Source organism: Pantoea sp. X-Soil-ISGK-421 (assembly GCF_059730785.1).
In genome coordinates this window covers 2,487,916-2,506,077 of record NZ_AP035979.1, presented here as the reverse complement: position 1 = coordinate 2,506,077, position 18,162 = coordinate 2,487,916, and the positions used below count along the sequence as shown (strand labels likewise).

Genomic DNA, 18,162 nt, shown 5'->3' with positions numbered 1-18,162 from the left:
ATGCACCTGGCCCCTTAACCTGAGGAGCTTTTATGCAACGCTCTGAAGTGAATGCGATCTTACAACGCACCCGCGAATTCTTTATGCGCCAGGATGTGCATTTGCCGCCGTGGGCCGATTATGGCCTCAGCCAATGGCGCGCCTTGGATAAACACGATGCCGCTGAACTGCTGGCGCTGCACCTTGGTTGGGATGTCACCAGCTTCGGCGCTGACGATTTCAATCAAACCGGTCTAACCCTGTTCACGCTGCGCAACGGCTCGCGTGGCGGTCAGCCGTGGGCCAAACCTTATGCCGAAAAAATCATGCATGTGCGTGAAGGGCAGGTCACGCCGATGCATTATCACCCGCAAAAAATGGAAGACATTATCAATCGCGGCGGCGGCAATTTGATTGTCACGCTGCATAACCGCGCGGGCAATCAATTGGCCGATACGGCGGTCAACGTCACGCTCGACGGCATCCGTCAAACGCACGCCGCCGGTTCGCAACTGCGTTTATCACCAGGCGAAAGCGTCACCTTAATGCCCGGAGTCTGGCACAGCTTTTGGGGCGAAGAGGGCTACGGCGATGTGCTGGTGGGTGAAGTCTCGATGCCCAACGACGACGAACATGACAACGTGTTTCTCACCCCGCTGGCACGCTTCAATCCGCTTAATGAAGATGAAGAACCGCGCTGGCTGCTGTGTAACGAATATCACCGCTGGCTGGCCTAAAGGAGCCCATCATGGCACTGATTTCACTGGCGCAGGGCCTGGCCCATGCGCAACAGAACGGCTACGCGCTTGGCGCGTTTAATGTCCTCGACACCCATTTCCTGCGCGCGCTTTATCAGGCGGCGGAGCAGCAGCAATCCCCGTTTATTATCAGTATTGCCGAAGTGCATTTTAAGTATGTCAGCCTTGAGCATTTGGTGGCCGCCGTACGCACCGAAGCGGCACTGCACGATATTCCGGTGGTGCTGCATCTCGATCACGGCCTGCATTTTGAGGCGGTAATGCAGGCGATTCGCCTCGGCTTTACTTCCGTGATGTTTGATGGTTCCACGCTGAGCTACGACGAAAACGTCCGCCAGACGCGGGAAGTGGTAAAAATGTGCCACGCGCTCGGCGTCTCGGTTGAAGCCGAACTCGGCGCGGTGGGCGGTGATGAAGGCGGTGCGCTGTTTGGTGAGGCCGATAGCGGTAAATTCACCGATCCGGCGCAGGCGGCCGAGTTTGTTCGCGCCACCGGCATTGATTGCCTGGCGGTGGCGATTGGCAATGCACATGGCAAGTACAAAGGCGAACCGAAGCTCGACTTCGACCGACTGGCGGCGATCCGTTCTACGGCCGGCATTCCGCTGGTGCTGCATGGCGGCTCTGGCATTAGTGATGCGGATTTCCGCCGTGCCGTCAGCCTTGGCATTAACAAAATTAACTTCTACACCGGCATGTCGCAGGCGGCGCTCGGCGCGATTGAAGCGCAGATCACCCAGCGTGATGCGCGCTACGACTCCTTTGCCGAGTTGTTGATGGCGGTGGAGCGCGATATCGCCAACGTCGTCGCGCAGCAGATGCAGGTATTTGGCAGCGCCGGGAGGGCCTGAGATGGGAGCGCGTAACGGCATCATCGGTGCCGGCAGCATGCTGGTGGACCACGTGCAGCGCATCAGCCACTGGCCGGAACAGGGCTGGCTGACGGAAATTCAGCACAGCGAGAAATGCAGCGGCGGCGCGGCGCTCAACGTGCTGTTTACGCTGGCGCGTATGCAGGTGCATCTGCCGCTGGCGGGGATTGGCATGATTGGTGAGGACAGCGACGGCGACTACATCCTGCAACTGCTCGACGATCACCACATCGATCGCCACTTTGTGCAACGCACCGCGAGTAGCAACACGGCGATGACGCAGGTGATGACCGCGCCGGACGGCCAGCGCACCTTTTTCCATGCACGCGGTGCCAATGGCAAGCTCGATCTGGCCCATTTTGCTGACGTCTCCACATCCCATCGCATCTTCCATCTGGGTTATTTGCTGCTGCTGGATAGTCTCGATGTGCCCGACGACGAATACGGTACGCGCAGCGCACGGTTGCTGGCGCAAATGCAGCAGCGTGGCTATCTCACTTCACTCGATTTGGTGACACGCGTGGGCGAATATCGACCGCTGGTCGTTCCTGCGCTGCGCTGGCTCGATTATCTGGTGATTAACGAACTGGAGGCGCAATCACTCACTGGCGTCAGTTTGCGCACACCGCAAGGACTGGCTGCGCCCGCCGCGTTTGCCGAGGCGGCGACGTGGTTGCTGCAGCAAGGCGTGCGCCAGCGTGTGGTGATTCATGCGCCGGAAGGCGCGTGGGGCCAGCAAGCGGACGGAGAAGGGCGCTGGCAACCGGCATGGTGCATGGCGCCAGAAGAGATTGTGGGCAGCGTCGGGGCGGGCGATGCGTTTTGCGCCGGTGTGCTCTATGCCAGCCATGAAGGCTGGTCACTAACGGAAACGCTGAAGCTGGCGCACACCTGCGCCTGTTTTAATCTGCATGCAGCAAACGCGCTGGACGGCACGCGGCCTTTAGCCGAGATGCAGCGCTGGATGGATCAGGCGATTTGCGTTTCGCGCGCCGAAGAGGCAGGGCGCATCACATCGGCGGAAAAGACGTAGCCGAGGCCGCGAATGGTGCGGATCAGGCTCGGTTGATGCGGGTTAACTTCGATCTTACGTCGTAGCCGCATAATCAGCACATCAATGGTGCGATCAAATACTTCGAGGCTCTCACTGTGCGTGAGCTCTAGCAGCTGATCGCGGGTTAATACTTTACGCGCATGTGCCACCAGCGCACGCAGCAGCGTGTATTCACCTTGGGTCAGCGGTACACTTTCACGCTGCGGGTTGAACAGCTGGCAGCGCGCATCGTCCAGTCGCCAGCCGTTAAATTGCCAACCCTCATTCTGCAATGTTTCGGGCTGTACCAGTCGACCGCAGCGCCGTAATGCGGCCCGCGCCCGCGCAACCACCACGCGCGGGTTAAAAGGCTTGGCGATGTAGTCATCTGCACCCATTTCGAGCCCCACCACCATATCCGCTTCCGAACCCATGCCGGTCAACATGATCACCAGCAGGTCGGGACGCTGTCGCTGTATCTGTTGCAGTACCAGCAGGCCGTTGGTGTCTGGCAGCATCATATCCAGCATCACCAGCGAAATGTCCGGATGTAACGCTATCAGCGCCAGCGCATCTTTGCCCTGGTGGCAGCTATAAACGGTGAACACATGCTCGTTCAACACATCGTGCAGCAGTTCGCATACTGCACGGTCATCATCAACCACCAGAATCGCGGGCTTCATGGACGCGCCTCTTTTGTTACGAAAGGGTTAAAAGCAGTGTAACCCGATGTTTTTTACCTGCTGATTCAGCCCGCAGAAACGTGAGCGCCATCGCCTGTCAGAGTGCGAAAGCGTGCAGTGCAGCAATATTTTGATGTGAGAATCGCCGATGGGAAAACGATTGCGCGGCGCTGGTGCAATGCACCATAATCGCGCCTCGTTCTGGTTCAGAATTATCCTAACCGCTACGGCAATTAGAAACGTAATCGATTGCGTAGGGGAGTGGCATAGCTATTGCTATATGGACAGGGGAAAGCGGAAGGTTTTACCACCTTTTGTCCCGTTTGCTTCGCTTTCAAAACAACAATAAGCATGTAAACCACATTGGCAAGGAGCGCGCGCATTCGTGCCGACTCCGCTCATGAGAGATGATGATGTTAGAAAAACTCTTCAAACTTAAAGCGCACAACACCACGGTGCGTACCGAAATCATTGCGGGTATTACCACCTTCCTGGCAATGGCCTACATCCTGTTTGTGAACCCGAGCATTCTCGGTGCAACCGGCATGGATAAAGGTGCGGTCTTCGTGGCGACCTGTCTGGCGGCGGCGATTGGCTGCGTGTTAATGGGCTTGATCGCTAACTATCCGATCGCGCTCGCACCAGGCATGGGCCTCAACGCCTTCTTTACGTATACCGTGGTTTTGCATATGGGATACACGTGGCAAGTCGCGCTGGGTGCGGTGTTCTTGTCGGCAGTGATCTTCTTTGCCATGTCGCTTTTCAAAATTCGTGAGTGGATTATTAACAGCATTCCGCTGCCGCTGCGTGCCGGTATTGGTGCCGGCATCGGCCTCTTCCTGGCGATTATCGCGCTGGAAGGCGCGGGTATCGTGGTGGATAACCCAGCCACACTGGTTGGCCTGGGCGATCTGACTAAACCGGGCCCGCTGCTGGCGCTGCTGGGCTTCTTCATCATTGTGGTGCTGGAAGCGCGTCGCGTTACTGGCGCGGTGCTGATTGGCATTCTGGTGGTGACGTTCATTTCTATGGGCATCGGCCTGACACCGTTCGGCGGCGTGTTCTCCGCTCCGCCTTCCATCGCACCAACCTTTATGCAGCTGGATATCTCAGGGGCCTTTAACGTCGGTTTGGTCAGCGTGATCTTCGCCTTCCTGTTCGTGGACGTGTTCGACAACACCGGCACCTTGCTGGGTGTGACCAAGCGCGCCGGTCTGGCGGATGAGCAGGGCAACGTGCCGAAAATGGGCCGTGCGCTGATCGCCGATAGCGCCGCTGCGCTGTTTGGTTCGCTGCTCGGTACCTCAACCACCACCAGCTATGTGGAGTCTGCTGCGGGCGTCAGTGCCGGTGGCCGCACCGGTTTGACGGCGATTGTGGTAGCGATTCTGTTCCTGCTCAGCCTGTTCTTCTCGCCGTTGGCGGGCAGCGTGCCGGTTTATGCTACGGCACCTGCGTTATTGTTTGTTGCGGTGCTAATGGCATCAGGTCTGGCGGATATCGACTGGAAAGACATCACCACGGCGGCACCGGTTACCGTCACTGCGTTGACCATGCCACTGACCTACTCCATTGCCAACGGCATTGCGTTCGGTTTCATCACCTGGACGGTGGTGAAACTGCTAAGCGGCCGTACCAAAGAGGTCAACCCGGCGCTAATCATTCTGTCGATTCTGTTTGTCATCAAGCTGGGCTGGCTGAGCGCCTAATCCGAGCTTAACGGAAGCCCGCTCGGGCTTCCGTGTCTGCTATTGCATCCCTTCGCTTATTTTCTGCGTGACTCCTCGCAATCCTTTTTGATGCTCACTTCTTTTCCGTCTCGTGCCGGCCTACGCTCTGCATGTTGTTTACACCTGCCTGCAAAAAATGGGCTGTGAATGGCGGGATCGTGGAATGTTAACGCTGCATAAATCTGTTTCACTGACTGGGTGGTGGACGGATTGAAAGAAAGCGATGGAAGAGGATTCGGTGATGGATTACCCCATTAGCAATACAACTCGTGTGTTCCCACCGCTAATTTTTGACGTTGGTAACAAAGGAGATCATCAAATGGAACAAGTAATCAAACGGGTTGAACAGCTGGAAAAAACCACCCAGCAGATTCAGATGGATGTTGCGGTGCTAACGGCGCGTTCAGAACATTTTGCCACCAAAGCGGATATCGAAAAGGTGCGAGCCGAGCAGGGGGCAATGCGTGTCGAGATTATGGGCGAGCTCGGGGCGCTTGAACAACGTATCGATAAAAAGTTTGAGCGGATGGGAGAGAAGTTCGACCAGAAATTCGAGAAAATTGATAATAAGTTCGACAAAATAGATGCGCGGTTCGCAAGGATTGATGAGAAGTTCGAAAGGATTGATGAGAAGTTCGAAAGGATTGATGAGAAGTTCGAAAGAGTTGATCAAAGATTTAATCAGCTGGAAGAAAAAATATCGGCCTTTAATAACAGCCTAACCTGGAAAATCATGTTACCGACAGGCCTTCTGGTGTTGGCGTGGTTTGTTCAGAATATTGTTTTGAAAATGTCATGACGCGCTTTGCTGCACGGTTCCGGCCCTCAGGGGCCGGAACCCATCATGATTACCTAAACGGCGGCTCGTTGAAGGTTCTGAGCTTCCTCGAGTGCAGCTTATCGCCTTCGGCACGCAGCAGTTCAACCGCGCAGATGCCGATTTGTAAGTGCTCGGAAATCGCGCCCTCATAGAAGCGGTTTGCCTGGCCCGGTAGCTTGATCTCGCCGTGCAGCGGTTTATCGGATACGCACAGCAAGGTGCCATACGGCACGCGGAAGCGATAGCCCTGTGCAGCGATGGTGGCGCTTTCCATATCGACCGCCACAGCGCGGCTGAGGTTAAAGCGCAGTGCAGAAGCGGAGTAGCGCAGTTCCCAGTTGCGATCATCGGTGGTGACGACCGTGCCGGTACGCAGGCGCTGTTTCACTTCTTCACCCGGCATGCCGCTGACCGCTTTGGTGGCGTCATACAGTGCGCGCTGCACTTCGGCGATGCTTGGGATCGGGATGTCCGGCGGCAGTACGCTGTCGAGTACGTGATCGTCACGCAGGTAGGCATGCGCGAGTACATAGTCGCCGATGGTCTGACTTTCGCGCAGGCCGCCACAGTGGCCAATCATTAGCCAGGCGTGCGGACGAATCACCGCCAGATGGTCGCAGATAGTTTTGGCATTAGAGGGACCTACACCGATGTTCACCAGCGTGATACCGCGACGATTGGGTGACGTCAGATGCCAGGCGGGCATTTGATGCTTTTTCCATGCAAGGTCAGACATCATCGCCGTCGGATCTTGCGTATCGGCGGTGATCACCACCTCACCAGCGCAGGCCAGGCTGTCATACGGTGTGTTGGGGTCCTGCACCTGCTCAATGGCCCAACGCACAAACTCATCAACGTAGCGCGTGTAGTTGGTGAACAGCACAAACGGCTGGAAGTGCTCAACGCCGGTACCGGTGTAGTGACGCAGGCGCGCCAGCGAGAAATCGGTGCGTAGCGCATCGAAATGCGACAGCGGGAAAATCGCATTGGCATGGAACAGACCATCGGCGGTTTCATCACCGATTTGCGACAGTTCGGTGGTGGGGAAATGGCGTGCAATACTGGCGCTCATTGAGCGGTCAAGTGACAAACCGTCAATCACATAAGGATAAGGAATTTCCTGCTGTGACGGGCTCACTTCTATCAACACGTCGTACTCTTTCTCCAGCATCTGTAACTGCTCGCTGAGATAGTGGCGCAGCAGCGCCGGACGCGTAATGGTGGTGCTGTAGCTGCCGGTATGGGTGAAACGTCCCCATGCGCGAGTGCGATTAGTCTGCGGGCCTTCACCCAGCCAGGTGATGCGCAGCTGCGGATAAACAAACAACCCTTGCTGGCGCGCGGCTTCATCCGGCAATTGTCCGCTGGCGGTGAAATCGCGAATAGCGTTGCGCAGCGCGTCAACAGCGGCCTCATACAGGCGTTCTAATTCATCCAGCGCTTGCTGGCTGCTCAATCCGTTCCGTTGTGTATTCATGGGTTCTCCTTCTGGAAACGTGGACCGTTTTTACCAGAGCATAGCGGATAAAGCCTGCGCTACGATGAAGAATCTGTGATCGACCGCATTCTGCACCATCACGGTGCTGGTGCATGGCGTAACCGCAGCTATGTTTATGATCAGCAGGGATGTTACATCGCGTGTCTCCAGTCCTGGCGCGATGCCAATGCAAAAAATCGTCGGCGTTAAGTTTTGTTGGCGAGCTTATTGCTTGTTTTTCAACCGTGGCCTTAATCAACCTACGACTTTCCTGAAAGAAGATCGCCACAAATGGCGTAATGCCGCTCACTTAAGCAAAAATTGCTGGGTTATGCAGGTGCGCATGAATGCGCACCCTACGAAACCGAGCACTATAAACGTAGGGTCGCCATTTAAGGTGACCGATTCTTGCATAACTGACGAGCATGACGCGATAAATGGCGATCCCACGGGTTTGTGGGCCACATGCTGTTCTGCCAAGTTTCAGAAATTGATTTCTCCCAGGCCGTGGTATGGCTCCGTTCCTGACCCGTTGAGGATTGAAAGCATGTCTTTGAAATTCATAAAACACCCAATGAAGGTGGCGATTGCAGGTTGTTTAAGCGTGGCCTTTTACGCTCAGGCAGATATTAAAATTGGTGTGGCCGGTCCGTTCTCTGGGCCTAATGCGACGTACGGCGCGCAATACTGGAAAGGCGCAAGCCAGGCTGCGGAGGATATCAATGCGGCGGGCGGCATCAATGGCGAGAAAATCGTGCTGGTGCAGGGCGATGACGCTTGTGAACCGAAACAGGCGGTATCAGTGGCTAACCGACTGGTCGATCAGGACAAGGTCATGGCGGTCGTCGGCCACTTCTGCTCCTCATCTACCATGCCCGCCTCGGAAGTCTACGATGAGGCCGGTGTTCTGGCGATCACGCCTGGATCAACCAACCCGAAAATTACTGAACGCGGCATGAAAACCATGTTCCGCATGTGTGGTCGTGATGACCAGCAGGGTGCTATCGCCGCTGACTACATCATCGACAAGCTCAAGGCGAAGAAAGTGGTCATCATTCATGACAAAGACACTTACGGCCAAGGGCTAGCGGATGCCACCAAAGCCTCACTTGAGAAGCGTGGCGTGAAAGAAGTGCTGTATGAAGGGCTGTCGCGCGGCGAGAAAGATTTCAATGCGCTGGTAACAAAAATCGGTGCGCTGAAACCTGACGTGGTCTATTTCGGTGGCTGTCATCCGGAAGCCGGTCCGCTGGTGCGTCAGATGCGTGAGCAAGGCGTTAATGCCGCCTTCTTCTCCGGCGACTGCATCGTAACTGAAGAGATGGTGACCGCAGCAGGTGGCCCGCAATACACCAAAGGTGTCTACATGACCTTCGGCAACGATCCGCGCACCCTCGCCGATGGCAAAGCCGTAATCGAAAAATTCCGCGCCAGTGGTTTTGAGCCAGAAGGTTACACCTTGTACGCTTATGCCTCCGTGCAAACGCTGGCGGCCGCTTACAAAGCGGCAGGTAAAGACAACACCAAGGCCAGCGACTGGCTGAAAGCCAATAGCGTCGATACCGTAATGGGCAAAAAAGCCTGGGACAGTAAAGGCGATCTCAAAGTGTCGGATTACGTCGTGTATCAATGGGACGACAAAGGCAAGTATCACCAGCTGTAATGTGCCACGCGGCCCCGCGCATTGCGGGGTCATTCGCGATTGAGCGCGAGGTGTGCGCTCCCATTGAGTACGAGACGACATTATGGACGCCTTCTTCTTACAGCAGCTGATCAACGGTTTAACGCTCGGTGCCGTGTATGGCTTGATCGCCATCGGCTACACCATGGTTTACGGCATCATCGGCATGATCAACTTCGCCCACGGCGAGGTGTATATGATCTCCGCCTATCTGTGCGCCATCGGCTTAGCGATTTTGAGCTACTTTGGCATTCACTCTTTCCCGCTGCTGATTTTTGGCACCTTAATCTTCACCATCATTGTCACCTCGGCTTACGGCTGGGCGATTGAGCGTATCGCCTATCGTCCGCTGCGTAACTCGACGCGCCTCGCGCCGTTGATTTCGGCGATCGGCATGTCACTGATTTTGCAAAACTACGTGCAGCTCAGTCAGGGGCCGAATCAGCAGGGCATTCCGACGCTGCTGACCGGCGTGTGGCGCATGGAATTTGATGGCGGTGTGGTGCAAATCACCTGGACCAAAATATTCATCCTGATCGCGGCGTTTTGCGGCATGGCGCTGCTGACCTGGATTATCCAATACACCAAGCTGGGGCGTATTTGCCGTGCGGTACAACAGGACCGGCGCATGGCGTCGATTCTCGGTATCAATACCGATCGGGTTATCTCTCTGGTGTTTGTGATTGGCGCGGCGATGGCGGGATTGGCCGGTGTGCTGGTGACGATGAATTACGGCACCTTTGATTTTTACGCCGGCTTCATCATTGGTATCAAAGCCTTCACCGCGGCGGTACTCGGCGGCATCGGTTCGCTCCCAGGCGCAATGCTCGGGGGATTATTGCTGGGCGTAGCGGAAGCGCAGTTCGCGGGCATGGTGAATTCTGACTACAAAGATGTGTTCTCGTTTTCGCTGCTGGTGGTGATTTTGATCTTCCGCCCGCAAGGACTGCTGGGACGGCCGCTGGTCGCCAAAGTGTGAGGAAGCCACAATGAATGCAATGACGCAAAATCCGCTGCGCCAGGCGCTGCTCGATACGCTGTTAGCAGGTTTGGTGGCGCTGGTGGTATTTGGCCCGATTGTGGGCGTAGTGCTTGACGGTTACAGCTTCAAACTCTCGCCACAGCGCGTGGCGCTGCTGGTGGCGGTGGTGATGGCGGGACGTTTGCTGGTCAGTGTGTTTCTGCATACGGCATATGGGCAGCGCATGATGCGTAAGTTCGCTGGTAAAGATGATGGGGTTTACGTGCGCGATCCCGGCTATCGCTCACGGTTGCGCTGGATATTGCCGCTGCTGCTGATTGTGGCGCTGGCGTTTCCGTTTCTCTCCAGCAAATACCTGCTAACGGTGGCGATTCTCGGCCTGATCTATGTACTGCTGGGGTTGGGTTTGAATATTGTGGTCGGCCTCGCCGGATTGCTCGATCTCGGCTATGTCGCCTTTTATGCCATCGGCGCGTATGGCCTGGCGCTCGGCTATCAATATCTTGAGTTGGGCTTCTGGAGCATGCTGCCGCTGGCGGCGCTGCTGGCGGCCTTTGCCGGTGCGCTGCTAGGGTTCCCGGTGCTGCGCATGCACGGGGATTATCTGGCAATTGTCACGCTCGGCTTCGGTGAAATTATTCGCCTGGTGCTGACGAATTGGGTCGCGTTTACCGGCGGTCCGAACGGCGTTTCCGTGCCATCACCGACCTTCTTTGGTCTCGAGTTTGCTCGCCGCGCACGCGATGGCGGCGTGCCGTATCACGAGTTTCTGCATGTCACTTACAACCCGAATATGAAGTTTATCTTCATCTATGTGGTGCTGGTTCTGGTGGTGCTGCTGGTGCTGTGGATCAAACATCGCCTGACACGCATGCCGATTGGCCGCGCCTGGGAAGCGCTGCGCGAAGATGAGATTGCCTGCCGCGCGATGGGGCTTAATCATGTGTTAGTTAAGCTCTCGGCGTTTATGTTGGGCGCGTCAACCGCAGGTATTGCTGGGGTGTTTTTCGCCAGCTATCAGGGTTTCGTCAATCCCACCTCGTTCACCTTTTTTGAGTCGGCGCTGATTCTTGCCATCGTGGTGCTCGGCGGCATGGGATCGACGCTGGGCGTGGTGCTGGCGGCATTCGTGCTGACGGTGGCACCGGAACTGCTGCGCAGCTTTGCCGAATACCGCGTGTTGCTATTCGGCATGTTAATGGTGCTGATGATGATTTGGCGGCCACGCGGGCTGGTGCGCACGGCGCGCGTCGGCGTTCCAGTGCGAAAAGGAGTGCGCCATGAGTGATGCCATTCTGCAAGTGAACAACTTGATGATGCGCTTTGGCGGCATCAAGGCGCTGAATGATGTCAGCCTGAGGGTGGAACGCGGTTCGGTGACCTCATTAATCGGTCCCAACGGCGCGGGTAAAACGACGGTATTTAACTGCCTGACCGGCTTTTATCGCGCTACCGGCGGACGTATTGTGCTCAACGCCAATCAGCGCAGCACCGATGTGATTCAGGTGCTGGGGCAGAACCTCCATGCAAGTGATTGGGTTAATCCCACCCGGCTTGGTTCGCGGCTCTGGTACAAGATGTTTGGCGGTGCGCATCTGGTGAACCGTGCCGGATTGGCGCGTACCTTCCAAAATATCCGGCTGTTTCGTGAGATGTCAGTGATTGAGAATCTGCTGGTGGCGCAGCATATGCAGGTCAATCGTCAGCTGCTGGCGGGCGTACTGAACACGCGCGGCTACCGTGAGGCAGAAAATCGCGCGCTGGATCGGGCTTTCTACTGGCTGGAAAACGTTGATTTGGTCTCGAGCGCTAACCGTCTGGCGGGCACGCTCTCTTACGGTCAGCAGCGGCGGCTGGAGATTGCGCGCGCGATGTGTACGCGGCCCGAATTGATTTGCCTGGATGAACCGGCGGCTGGATTAAATCCGGTGGAAACCGAGGCGTTGAGCGAGATTTTGCATCGCTTGCGTGCCGATCATCGCATTAGCGTGTTGCTGATCGAACACGACATGCCGATGGTGATGCGCATTTCCGATCACATTGTGGTGCTCGATCATGGCGATGTCATTGCCCAGGGGACGCCGCAGCAGATTCGTCACGATCCCAAAGTGATTGCCGCCTATCTCGGCGCAGAAGAGGAGAGCGATTATGGCTGAACCGATGCTGGCATTTGAGCAGGTCGATGTGTTTTACGGTCCCTTGCAGGCGCTGAAACAGGTGTCACTGACGGTGAATCAGGGTGAAACCGTGGCGCTAATTGGCGCTAATGGCGCGGGTAAATCCACGTTGCTGATGTCGATTTTTGGTCAGCCGCGTATTGCTAGCGGCGAGATTCGCTTACGCGGCGAAGCAATCAGCCAGCGGTCAACCCACTTCATTGCCGCCAGCGGCATTGCGCAGGCGCCAGAAGGGCGGCGCATCTTTGCCGATATGACCGTGGAAGAGAACCTGCTGATGGGCACCATCGCCATCGGCGAACGTTTTGTTAAAGAGGACAAAGAGCGTATGTATCAGCTGTTCCCGCGCTTGCTCGAGCGGCGCAAGCAGCGCGCCATGACGCTCTCAGGCGGCGAGCAGCAGATGCTGGCCATTGCGCGCGCGCTGATGAGTCGCCCGAAACTGTTGCTGCTCGATGAACCCAGCCTGGGTCTGGCCCCGATTGTGGTGAAGCAGATCTTTGGCATTCTGCGGGAATTAACGCAGCAAGGCATGACGCTGTTTCTGGTGGAGCAGAATGCTCGGCATGCGCTGCAGCTGGCGGATCGCGGCTATGTGATGGTGAACGGTGAGATTCGGCTGAGCGGCAGCGGTGCAGAATTGCTTAATAACGATGAAGTACGCAGCGCGTATTTGGGCGGTGCAGCCGATCCTGCGGTGGTGGCGACAAAAAGTTTGTAATAATGATTAAATGGTGAGGGGAAACACTTTGCATAATTCTCAGTGGCCTATCATCATTATTACTCTTCTTCCTCTCCAAAGTGATTTGGTATTCCCTTGCAAAATCCTGGCGTAGCAGTGATGCGGGCGGTCAGAAACACGGCGTGGTATCCCAAACGTCGCTCTTACCGTACGTTGTTCTGGCGTGAAATCACCCCATTAGCCGTGCCCATTTTTATCGAAAACCTCTGCGTGATGCTGATGGGCGTCCTCAGCACTTTTTTGGTGAGCTGGCTCGGTAAAGAAGCGATGGCGGGCGTCGGCCTGGCCGACAGCTTCAACATGGTGATCATCTCCTTCTTCGCAGCGATCGATCTCGGCACCACGGTGGTGGTGGCCTTCAGCTTAGCCAAGCGCAACGGTAAACGTGCGCGTGCTGCTACGCGACAGTCGCTGGGACTGATGACCGCGCTGGCGTTTGTGCTGGTGATCGCCATCGAGTTTTGGGGACATCTGATCATTGATGTCATTGCCGGCAGCGCCGATCCCAAGGTGAAAGAGCTGGCGCTGAGCTATTTGCAAACCTCGGCGTGGAGCTATCCCGCGGCGGCGATAGCGCTGATTGGCAGCGGCGCGCTGCGTGGCGCGGGCAATACCAAGATCCCAATGCTGATTAACGGCGGCATGAATATTCTTAACATCGTCATCAGTAGCGTGCTGATTTACGGCTGCCTCGGTTGGGAAGGGCTGGGCTTTATGGGGGCCGGATTGGGCTTAACCATCTCGCGCTATATCGGCGCGGCAGCGGCGATTTACGTGCTGTATCGCGGCATTACCCCGGCATTGAAAATCTCTATCGCCAGCTATTTCCGCCGCTGGGACCGCAACATCCTGATGGAAGTGCTGGGTATTGGCGTGCCTGCCAGTATTGAATCGGTGCTGTTTAATGGGGGTAAATTGCTGACGCAGATTTTTGTTGCCGGTATGGGCACCAATGAAATCGCCGGTAACTTTATTGCCTTCTCGATTGCTTCACTGATTAATCTGCCGGGTAACGCGCTGGGTTCGGCCTCGACCATCATTACCGGCCGCAGGCTGGGGCTTAATCAGGTGATGCAGGCCGAGCGGCAAATCAAACATGTGTTTTGGCTGGCGATGATCGGATTGTGTTCGCTGGCGTTAATTACCGTGCCGCTGGCCGGCACCTTAGCGCAGTTTTATAGCCGCGATCCGGAAGTGATTTCAGTCACTAAGCATTTGATTTGGCTCAACGCCGCATTTATGCCGATCTGGACCGCGTCCTGGGTACTGCCAGCCAGCCTGAAAGGGGCGCGTGATGCGCGATACACCATGTATGTGTCGATGTTCAGCATGTGGGGCGCGCGCGTGGTCGCCGGTTATTTCCTTGGCATCGTGCTGGGAATGGGCGTTGTTGGCGTGTGGCTGGGGATGTTCCTCGACTGGACAGTGCGCGGCGTGTTCTTCTGGTGGCGTCTGGTCAGCGGCAAGTGGCTGAACAATTATCGTAAGATGATGGCGAAGAGCAGGGGATAGGGCGTTGGTTGGGTCGCCATAAATGGTGACCCAACATATATGCATTATTCGGCAAAGTAGCGTAGAACTAATCGTTTTGGTTATATGCCCGGATGCGGTTTACTGTCAGCGTCAATCATTTGTGGAGAAGCTGACAATGAAGAATCTCTTTCAGCAGTGGTTTAACCAACTGATCAATGGCGAGACGAAAGCCGCAGAAGAGCGTGAATTCGATCTCGGTAATCATATCGACCTGCTGATTCCTATCAGCCAGCTTTACGGTGTTGAATTCCATCCATCGGTGTATCGCTACTATGAGAGATAAGCGCCTTCACCATGTGATCCGCTACAGCTACTGGAATGAACTGTGCACTGTTGAATAAAAAACCCGCTCCTCGGCCGAGCGGGTTTTTTTATGGCTTAAACATGACCCTTCATTCAAAAAATCTCACCAGGATTTTCGCACTCTATCAATTGTATTGATTCCGTCATTTTATCGTAAAGAAATGTATTCCCAAGGCGTGGTGTGCGTGTAAGATAGAAAAGTAAATGATAACCATTGGCGTTATCATTTAGGTGTCACGCCAGCTCACCGCTTTGCCGCCGGACTGCTTCTGCGCAAAGCTATCCTCTGATGTGATGTGCGCGTCAATCATTACAAGAAACCACTCCCTTAAAAAATGGATAAAAATCGCAACCTGCCGTTTGGCAGCTTCAGTTCGCTGACCCTGTTTACCGGGCTTTGCATGGGTATTTCTCCTGCCGCCGCACTAGCAGCAGATAATTCCAACAAAAAATCTGACGATACTTTAGTCGTTGAAGCGCATACGCCATCGCTGTATGCCCCCAACGCTTCTGCCGATCCGAAATTCAATCGTCCGCTGGTGGATACCACCCGCACCATGACGGTGATTCCGGATCAGGTGATCAAGGATCAAGGCGTGACTAACCTCACCGATGCGCTGAAAAACGTACCGGGCGTGGGCGCATTCTATGCAGGGGAAAACGGCAGTTCATCAACCGGTGACGCAGTGTATATGCGCGGCATCGACACCTCGAATAGCATTTATGTTGATGGCATTCGCGATATTGGTAGCGTGACGCGCGATACCTTCAACACACAGCAGGTTGAAGTGATTAAAGGGCCATCGGGCACCGATTACGGACGCAGCGCGCCATCGGGCTCGATCAATATGATCAGTAAGCAGCCGCGCCTCGATACGGGCCTTGATGCGTCCGTCAGCGTTGGCAGCGCGTGGATGCGCCGCGGCACGCTGGATTATAACCAGGCGATCAACGATAACGCCGCATTCCGCCTCAATCTGATGGGTGAGAAAACCCATGATGCGGCGCGTGATAACGTGCAGAACGAACGTTATGGCGTGGCGCCATCGCTGGCGTTGGGTTTGGATACGTCAACCCGCTTGTACCTGAACTATCTGCATGTGCATCAGAACAATACGCCCGATGGCGGCATTCCTACCATCGGTCTGCCGGGCTATTCGGCACCCAATGCGGCAACGGCGGCCCTGAATCATTCCGGCAAAGTCGCGACCGGTAATTACTACGGCACCGATTCCGACTTTGATAAATCGACCACCGACAGCGCGACCATGCGCTTCGAGCACGATATCAACGACAGCACCACCATCCGCAACACTACGCGTTGGTCGCGCGTGAAGCAGGAATATCTGCTGACGGCGGTAATGGGCGGCGCCACCAATATCACTACGCCGAACCCGAGCGATGTGACTAGCTGGAGCTGGTCGCGTCTGGCGAACACCAAAGACACCAGTAACCGAATTCTCACCAACCAGACGAACATCACCTCGAAATTTTACACCGGTTCGGTTGGGCATGATGTCAGCGCGGGCGTGGAGTTTACGCGTGAAAAGCAAACCAATTACGGTATCAATGCGCTTACGCCGCCCTCGGTGAATATTTACCATCCGATCAGCAGCATTTCGGTGGGTGGACTGGACAGGAACGGCGCCAATGCAAATGGTCAAACCGATACCGCAGGGATTTATGCGTTTGATACACTCGCCATTACTAAAAGCGTTGAGCTGAACGGTGGTATTCGTCTCGATAACTATCATACCGAGTATGACAGTGCGACCGCCTGTGGCGGCACCGGACGCGGTGCGCTGACGTGTCCAGCTGGCGTGCCACGTAATACGCCGGTGACCACCGTGGATACCGCAAAATCGGGTAATCTGGTGAACTGGAAAGCCGGTGCGCTGTATCGTCTGACCGAGCAGGGCAACGTTTACGTGAACTATGCAATTTCTCAGCAACCGCCAGGCGGCAGCAGCTTTGCGCTGGCCGCGGGCGGCACCGGCAACAGCGCCAACCGCACCGATTTCAAGCCGCAGAAAGCCAAGTCCAGTGAAGTAGGCACCAAATGGCAGGTGCTGGATAAGCGCCTGTTGCTTAACGCGGCGTTGTTCCGTACCGACATTGAAAATGAAGTGACCGCCAACGACGACGGCACTTATTCGCAAGCCGGTAAGAAACGCGTGGAAGGCTATGAGCTCTCTGCCACTGGCAACATCACGCCAGATTGGGAAGTGATTGCTGGCTATACGCTGCAACACGCATCAGTGACTGAAGGGGATAGCGTATCGCAGGATGGCTCTTCTGCGCTGGCTTACACGCCGAAGCACGCCTTTACGCTATGGACCAACTATCAGGCAACGGATGCCATTTCTGTCGGTGCCGGTGCGCGTTATGTGGGGAGTCTGCGTCGCGGCAGCGACGGTGCGATCGGTACGCCGGATCATACCGAAGGTTACTGGGTAGCCGATGCCAAATTGGGCTACAAAGTGAACAACAACCTCGATTTGCAGCTCAACGTATACAACCTGTTTGATACCCATTATGTGGCCTCAATCAACAAGAGCGGTTATCGCTACCATCCGGGCGAGCCACGGACTTTCCTGCTGACGGCAAACGTCCACTTCTAAGTTAACGCCGTGGGGCGTACGCGCCCCACAATTTTGAGAGAACAACGCGATGATGTATCACATTCCTGCTGTACTGACGCCGGATGAAGTAGCGAGTTTTAGCACGCTGCTGCAACAGGCCGAATGGATCGACGGAAGGGCGACGGTCGGCAGCCAGGGCGCGACGGTGAAAAACAATCAGCAGATCGATACCCGCACGCCACTGTACGATCAGTTGCAAACGGCGGTGATGCAGGCGCTGAACAACAACCCGCTGTTCTTTTCCGCTGCGTTGCCACGATCGATTTCCACGCCGCTGTTTAACCGTTACGAACAAGGCGAAACCTACGGTTTCCATGTCGATGGCGCGGTACGTCATAATGGCGCGGCAGGCTGGATGCGTACCGATCTCTCTGCCACGCTATTTCTCAGCGAACCGGAGAGCTACGAAGGCGGCGAGTTGGTGATTGAAGATACTTACGGGCAGCACAAGGTGAAGCTGCCGGCGGGCCATCTGGTGTTATATCCGTCGAGCAGCCTGCACTGCGTTACGCCGGTTACCCAGGGCGCGCGCGTCGCGTCATTCCTGTGGATTCAATCGATGGTGCGCGACGATAAACAGCGCGCCATGCTGTTCGAGCTGGATCGTAATATTCAAAGCCTGAAAGCACGACATGGCGACAGTCCAGAGCTTTTGTCGCTGCTGAACATGTATCACAACCTGCTGCGCGGCTGGACGGAAGTGTAAAAGCAAAAAGCCCGCCTAGTTTCCTAAGCGGGCTTCTCTAAATT

General features: G+C 55.7%; 16 protein-coding genes. 14 read left to right on the top strand and 2 right to left on the bottom strand.

The features are described 5' to 3' along the window. Positions 1-32: 32 nt before the first annotated feature. From AC6I8K_RS11740 to AC6I8K_RS11730, 3 genes are read left to right on the top strand one after another with little or no spacing between them, the layout of a single operon-like run. Positions 33-716 (top strand): D-lyxose/D-mannose isomerase, encoded by a 684-nt coding sequence (locus AC6I8K_RS11740; protein WP_497826765.1) that lies wholly within the window; start codon positions 33-35, stop codon positions 714-716. An 11-nt stretch (positions 717-727) separates the two neighbouring features. After that, the gene (locus tag AC6I8K_RS11735) at positions 728-1,588 is read left to right on the top strand and encodes a ketose 1,6-bisphosphate aldolase (protein WP_497826764.1); all 861 of its coding nucleotides are present in this window, start codon (positions 728-730) and stop codon (positions 1,586-1,588) included. A gap of 1 nt (position 1,589) precedes the next feature. After that, positions 1,590-2,642, top strand: a complete 1,053-nt coding sequence (locus tag AC6I8K_RS11730) for a carbohydrate kinase family protein (RefSeq protein ID WP_064739141.1) — start codon at positions 1,590-1,592, stop codon at positions 2,640-2,642. Here the strand turns inward: AC6I8K_RS11730 and AC6I8K_RS11725 are convergent. Then, the gene (locus AC6I8K_RS11725) at positions 2,579-3,325 is read right to left on the bottom strand and encodes a response regulator (RefSeq protein WP_064739140.1); all 747 of its coding nucleotides are present in this window, start codon (positions 3,323-3,325) and stop codon (positions 2,579-2,581) included. The two genes, AC6I8K_RS11730 and AC6I8K_RS11725, sit on opposite strands and share 64 nt — an antisense overlap. Positions 3,326-3,735: 410 nt before the next feature. On the opposite strand from AC6I8K_RS11725, the gene AC6I8K_RS11720 reads away from it, so the two are divergent. Next, positions 3,736-5,034 (top strand): NCS2 family permease, encoded by a 1,299-nt coding sequence (locus AC6I8K_RS11720; RefSeq protein WP_497827245.1) that lies wholly within the window; start codon positions 3,736-3,738, stop codon positions 5,032-5,034. A 262-nt stretch (positions 5,035-5,296) separates the two neighbouring features. Further along, complete coding sequence (locus AC6I8K_RS11715; RefSeq protein ID WP_497826763.1) at positions 5,297-5,854, top strand: hypothetical protein; 558 nt, start codon at positions 5,297-5,299, stop codon at positions 5,852-5,854. 49 nt (positions 5,855-5,903) lie between these two features. On the opposite strand, the gene AC6I8K_RS11710 is transcribed toward AC6I8K_RS11715, so the two are convergent. Next, positions 5,904-7,352, bottom strand: coding sequence for an AMP nucleosidase (locus tag AC6I8K_RS11710; RefSeq protein ID WP_064739139.1), 1,449 nt, complete (start codon positions 7,350-7,352; stop codon positions 5,904-5,906). Positions 7,353-7,899: 547 nt separating this feature from the next. Between AC6I8K_RS11710 and AC6I8K_RS11705 the strand changes: the two genes are divergently transcribed. From AC6I8K_RS11705 to ybiX, 9 genes are all read left to right on the top strand, one after another. Further along, positions 7,900-9,015 carry a branched-chain amino acid ABC transporter substrate-binding protein gene (locus tag AC6I8K_RS11705; RefSeq protein ID WP_483817663.1) on the top strand — a complete coding sequence of 372 codons (1,116 nt, stop codon included), beginning with the start codon at positions 7,900-7,902 and terminating at the stop codon, positions 9,013-9,015. Between the two features lie 82 nt (positions 9,016-9,097). Beyond that, a complete protein-coding gene (locus tag AC6I8K_RS11700) occupies positions 9,098-10,012 on the top strand; it encodes an ABC transporter permease subunit (RefSeq protein ID WP_497826762.1) in 915 nt (304 codons plus the stop codon). Positions 10,013-10,022: 10 nt separating this feature from the next. Beyond that, entirely contained in the window at positions 10,023-11,303 is a 1,281-nt protein-coding gene (gene livM, locus AC6I8K_RS11695; RefSeq protein ID WP_497826761.1) for a high-affinity branched-chain amino acid ABC transporter permease LivM, read from the top strand. Next, the gene (locus AC6I8K_RS11690; RefSeq protein ID WP_483817660.1) at positions 11,296-12,171 is read left to right on the top strand and encodes an ABC transporter ATP-binding protein; all 876 of its coding nucleotides are present in this window, start codon (positions 11,296-11,298) and stop codon (positions 12,169-12,171) included. The genes livM and AC6I8K_RS11690 overlap by 8 nt, the downstream gene beginning before the upstream one ends. Then, positions 12,164-12,913: an ABC transporter ATP-binding protein gene (locus AC6I8K_RS11685; protein WP_064739134.1), complete on the top strand. Its 750-nt coding sequence runs from the start codon at positions 12,164-12,166 to the stop codon at positions 12,911-12,913. Before AC6I8K_RS11690 ends, AC6I8K_RS11685 begins: the two co-directional genes overlap by 8 nt. 120 nt (positions 12,914-13,033) lie before the next feature. After that, entirely contained in the window at positions 13,034-14,446 is a 1,413-nt protein-coding gene (locus AC6I8K_RS11680; protein WP_064739133.1) for an EmmdR/YeeO family multidrug/toxin efflux MATE transporter, read from the top strand. A 136-nt stretch (positions 14,447-14,582) separates the two neighbouring features. Then, positions 14,583-14,750 (top strand): hypothetical protein, encoded by a 168-nt coding sequence (locus tag AC6I8K_RS11675; RefSeq protein WP_196762334.1) that lies wholly within the window; start codon positions 14,583-14,585, stop codon positions 14,748-14,750. A gap of 355 nt (positions 14,751-15,105) precedes the next feature. Further along, positions 15,106-17,391: a catecholate siderophore receptor Fiu gene (locus tag AC6I8K_RS11670; RefSeq protein WP_497826760.1), complete on the top strand. Its 2,286-nt coding sequence runs from the start codon at positions 15,106-15,108 to the stop codon at positions 17,389-17,391. A gap of 49 nt (positions 17,392-17,440) precedes the next feature. Next, entirely contained in the window at positions 17,441-18,118 is a 678-nt protein-coding gene (ybiX, locus tag AC6I8K_RS11665) for a PKHD-type hydroxylase YbiX (RefSeq protein ID WP_064739131.1), read from the top strand. Positions 18,119-18,162: the final 44 nt, after the last annotated feature.

What these genes read in the sequence shown, in the direction of transcription:
- ybiX (WP_064739131.1), top strand. Translation starts at nt 17,441, where the DNA reads ATGATGTATCACATTCCTGCTGTACTGACGCCGGATGAAGTAGCGAGT.
- AC6I8K_RS11725 (WP_064739140.1), bottom strand. Translation starts at nt 3,325, where the DNA reads ATGAAGCCCGCGATTCTGGTGGTTGATGATGACCGTGCAGTATGCGAA.
- AC6I8K_RS11685 (WP_064739134.1), top strand. Translation starts at nt 12,164, where the DNA reads ATGGCTGAACCGATGCTGGCATTTGAGCAGGTCGATGTGTTTTACGGT.
- AC6I8K_RS11690 (WP_483817660.1), top strand. Translation starts at nt 11,296, where the DNA reads ATGAGTGATGCCATTCTGCAAGTGAACAACTTGATGATGCGCTTTGGC.
- AC6I8K_RS11735 (WP_497826764.1), top strand. Translation starts at nt 728, where the DNA reads ATGGCACTGATTTCACTGGCGCAGGGCCTGGCCCATGCGCAACAGAAC.
- AC6I8K_RS11680 (WP_064739133.1), top strand. Translation starts at nt 13,034, where the DNA reads ATGCGGGCGGTCAGAAACACGGCGTGGTATCCCAAACGTCGCTCTTAC.
- AC6I8K_RS11670 (WP_497826760.1), top strand. Translation starts at nt 15,106, where the DNA reads ATGGATAAAAATCGCAACCTGCCGTTTGGCAGCTTCAGTTCGCTGACC.
- AC6I8K_RS11730 (WP_064739141.1), top strand. Translation starts at nt 1,590, where the DNA reads ATGGGAGCGCGTAACGGCATCATCGGTGCCGGCAGCATGCTGGTGGAC.
- AC6I8K_RS11710 (WP_064739139.1), bottom strand. Translation starts at nt 7,352, where the DNA reads ATGAATACACAACGGAACGGATTGAGCAGCCAGCAAGCGCTGGATGAA.
- AC6I8K_RS11715 (WP_497826763.1), top strand. Translation starts at nt 5,297, where the DNA reads ATGGATTACCCCATTAGCAATACAACTCGTGTGTTCCCACCGCTAATT.
- AC6I8K_RS11720 (WP_497827245.1), top strand. Translation starts at nt 3,736, where the DNA reads ATGATGTTAGAAAAACTCTTCAAACTTAAAGCGCACAACACCACGGTG.
- livM (WP_497826761.1), top strand. Translation starts at nt 10,023, where the DNA reads ATGAATGCAATGACGCAAAATCCGCTGCGCCAGGCGCTGCTCGATACG.
- AC6I8K_RS11740 (WP_497826765.1), top strand. Translation starts at nt 33, where the DNA reads ATGCAACGCTCTGAAGTGAATGCGATCTTACAACGCACCCGCGAATTC.
- AC6I8K_RS11700 (WP_497826762.1), top strand. Translation starts at nt 9,098, where the DNA reads ATGGACGCCTTCTTCTTACAGCAGCTGATCAACGGTTTAACGCTCGGT.
- AC6I8K_RS11705 (WP_483817663.1), top strand. Translation starts at nt 7,900, where the DNA reads ATGTCTTTGAAATTCATAAAACACCCAATGAAGGTGGCGATTGCAGGT.
- AC6I8K_RS11675 (WP_196762334.1), top strand. Translation starts at nt 14,583, where the DNA reads ATGAAGAATCTCTTTCAGCAGTGGTTTAACCAACTGATCAATGGCGAG.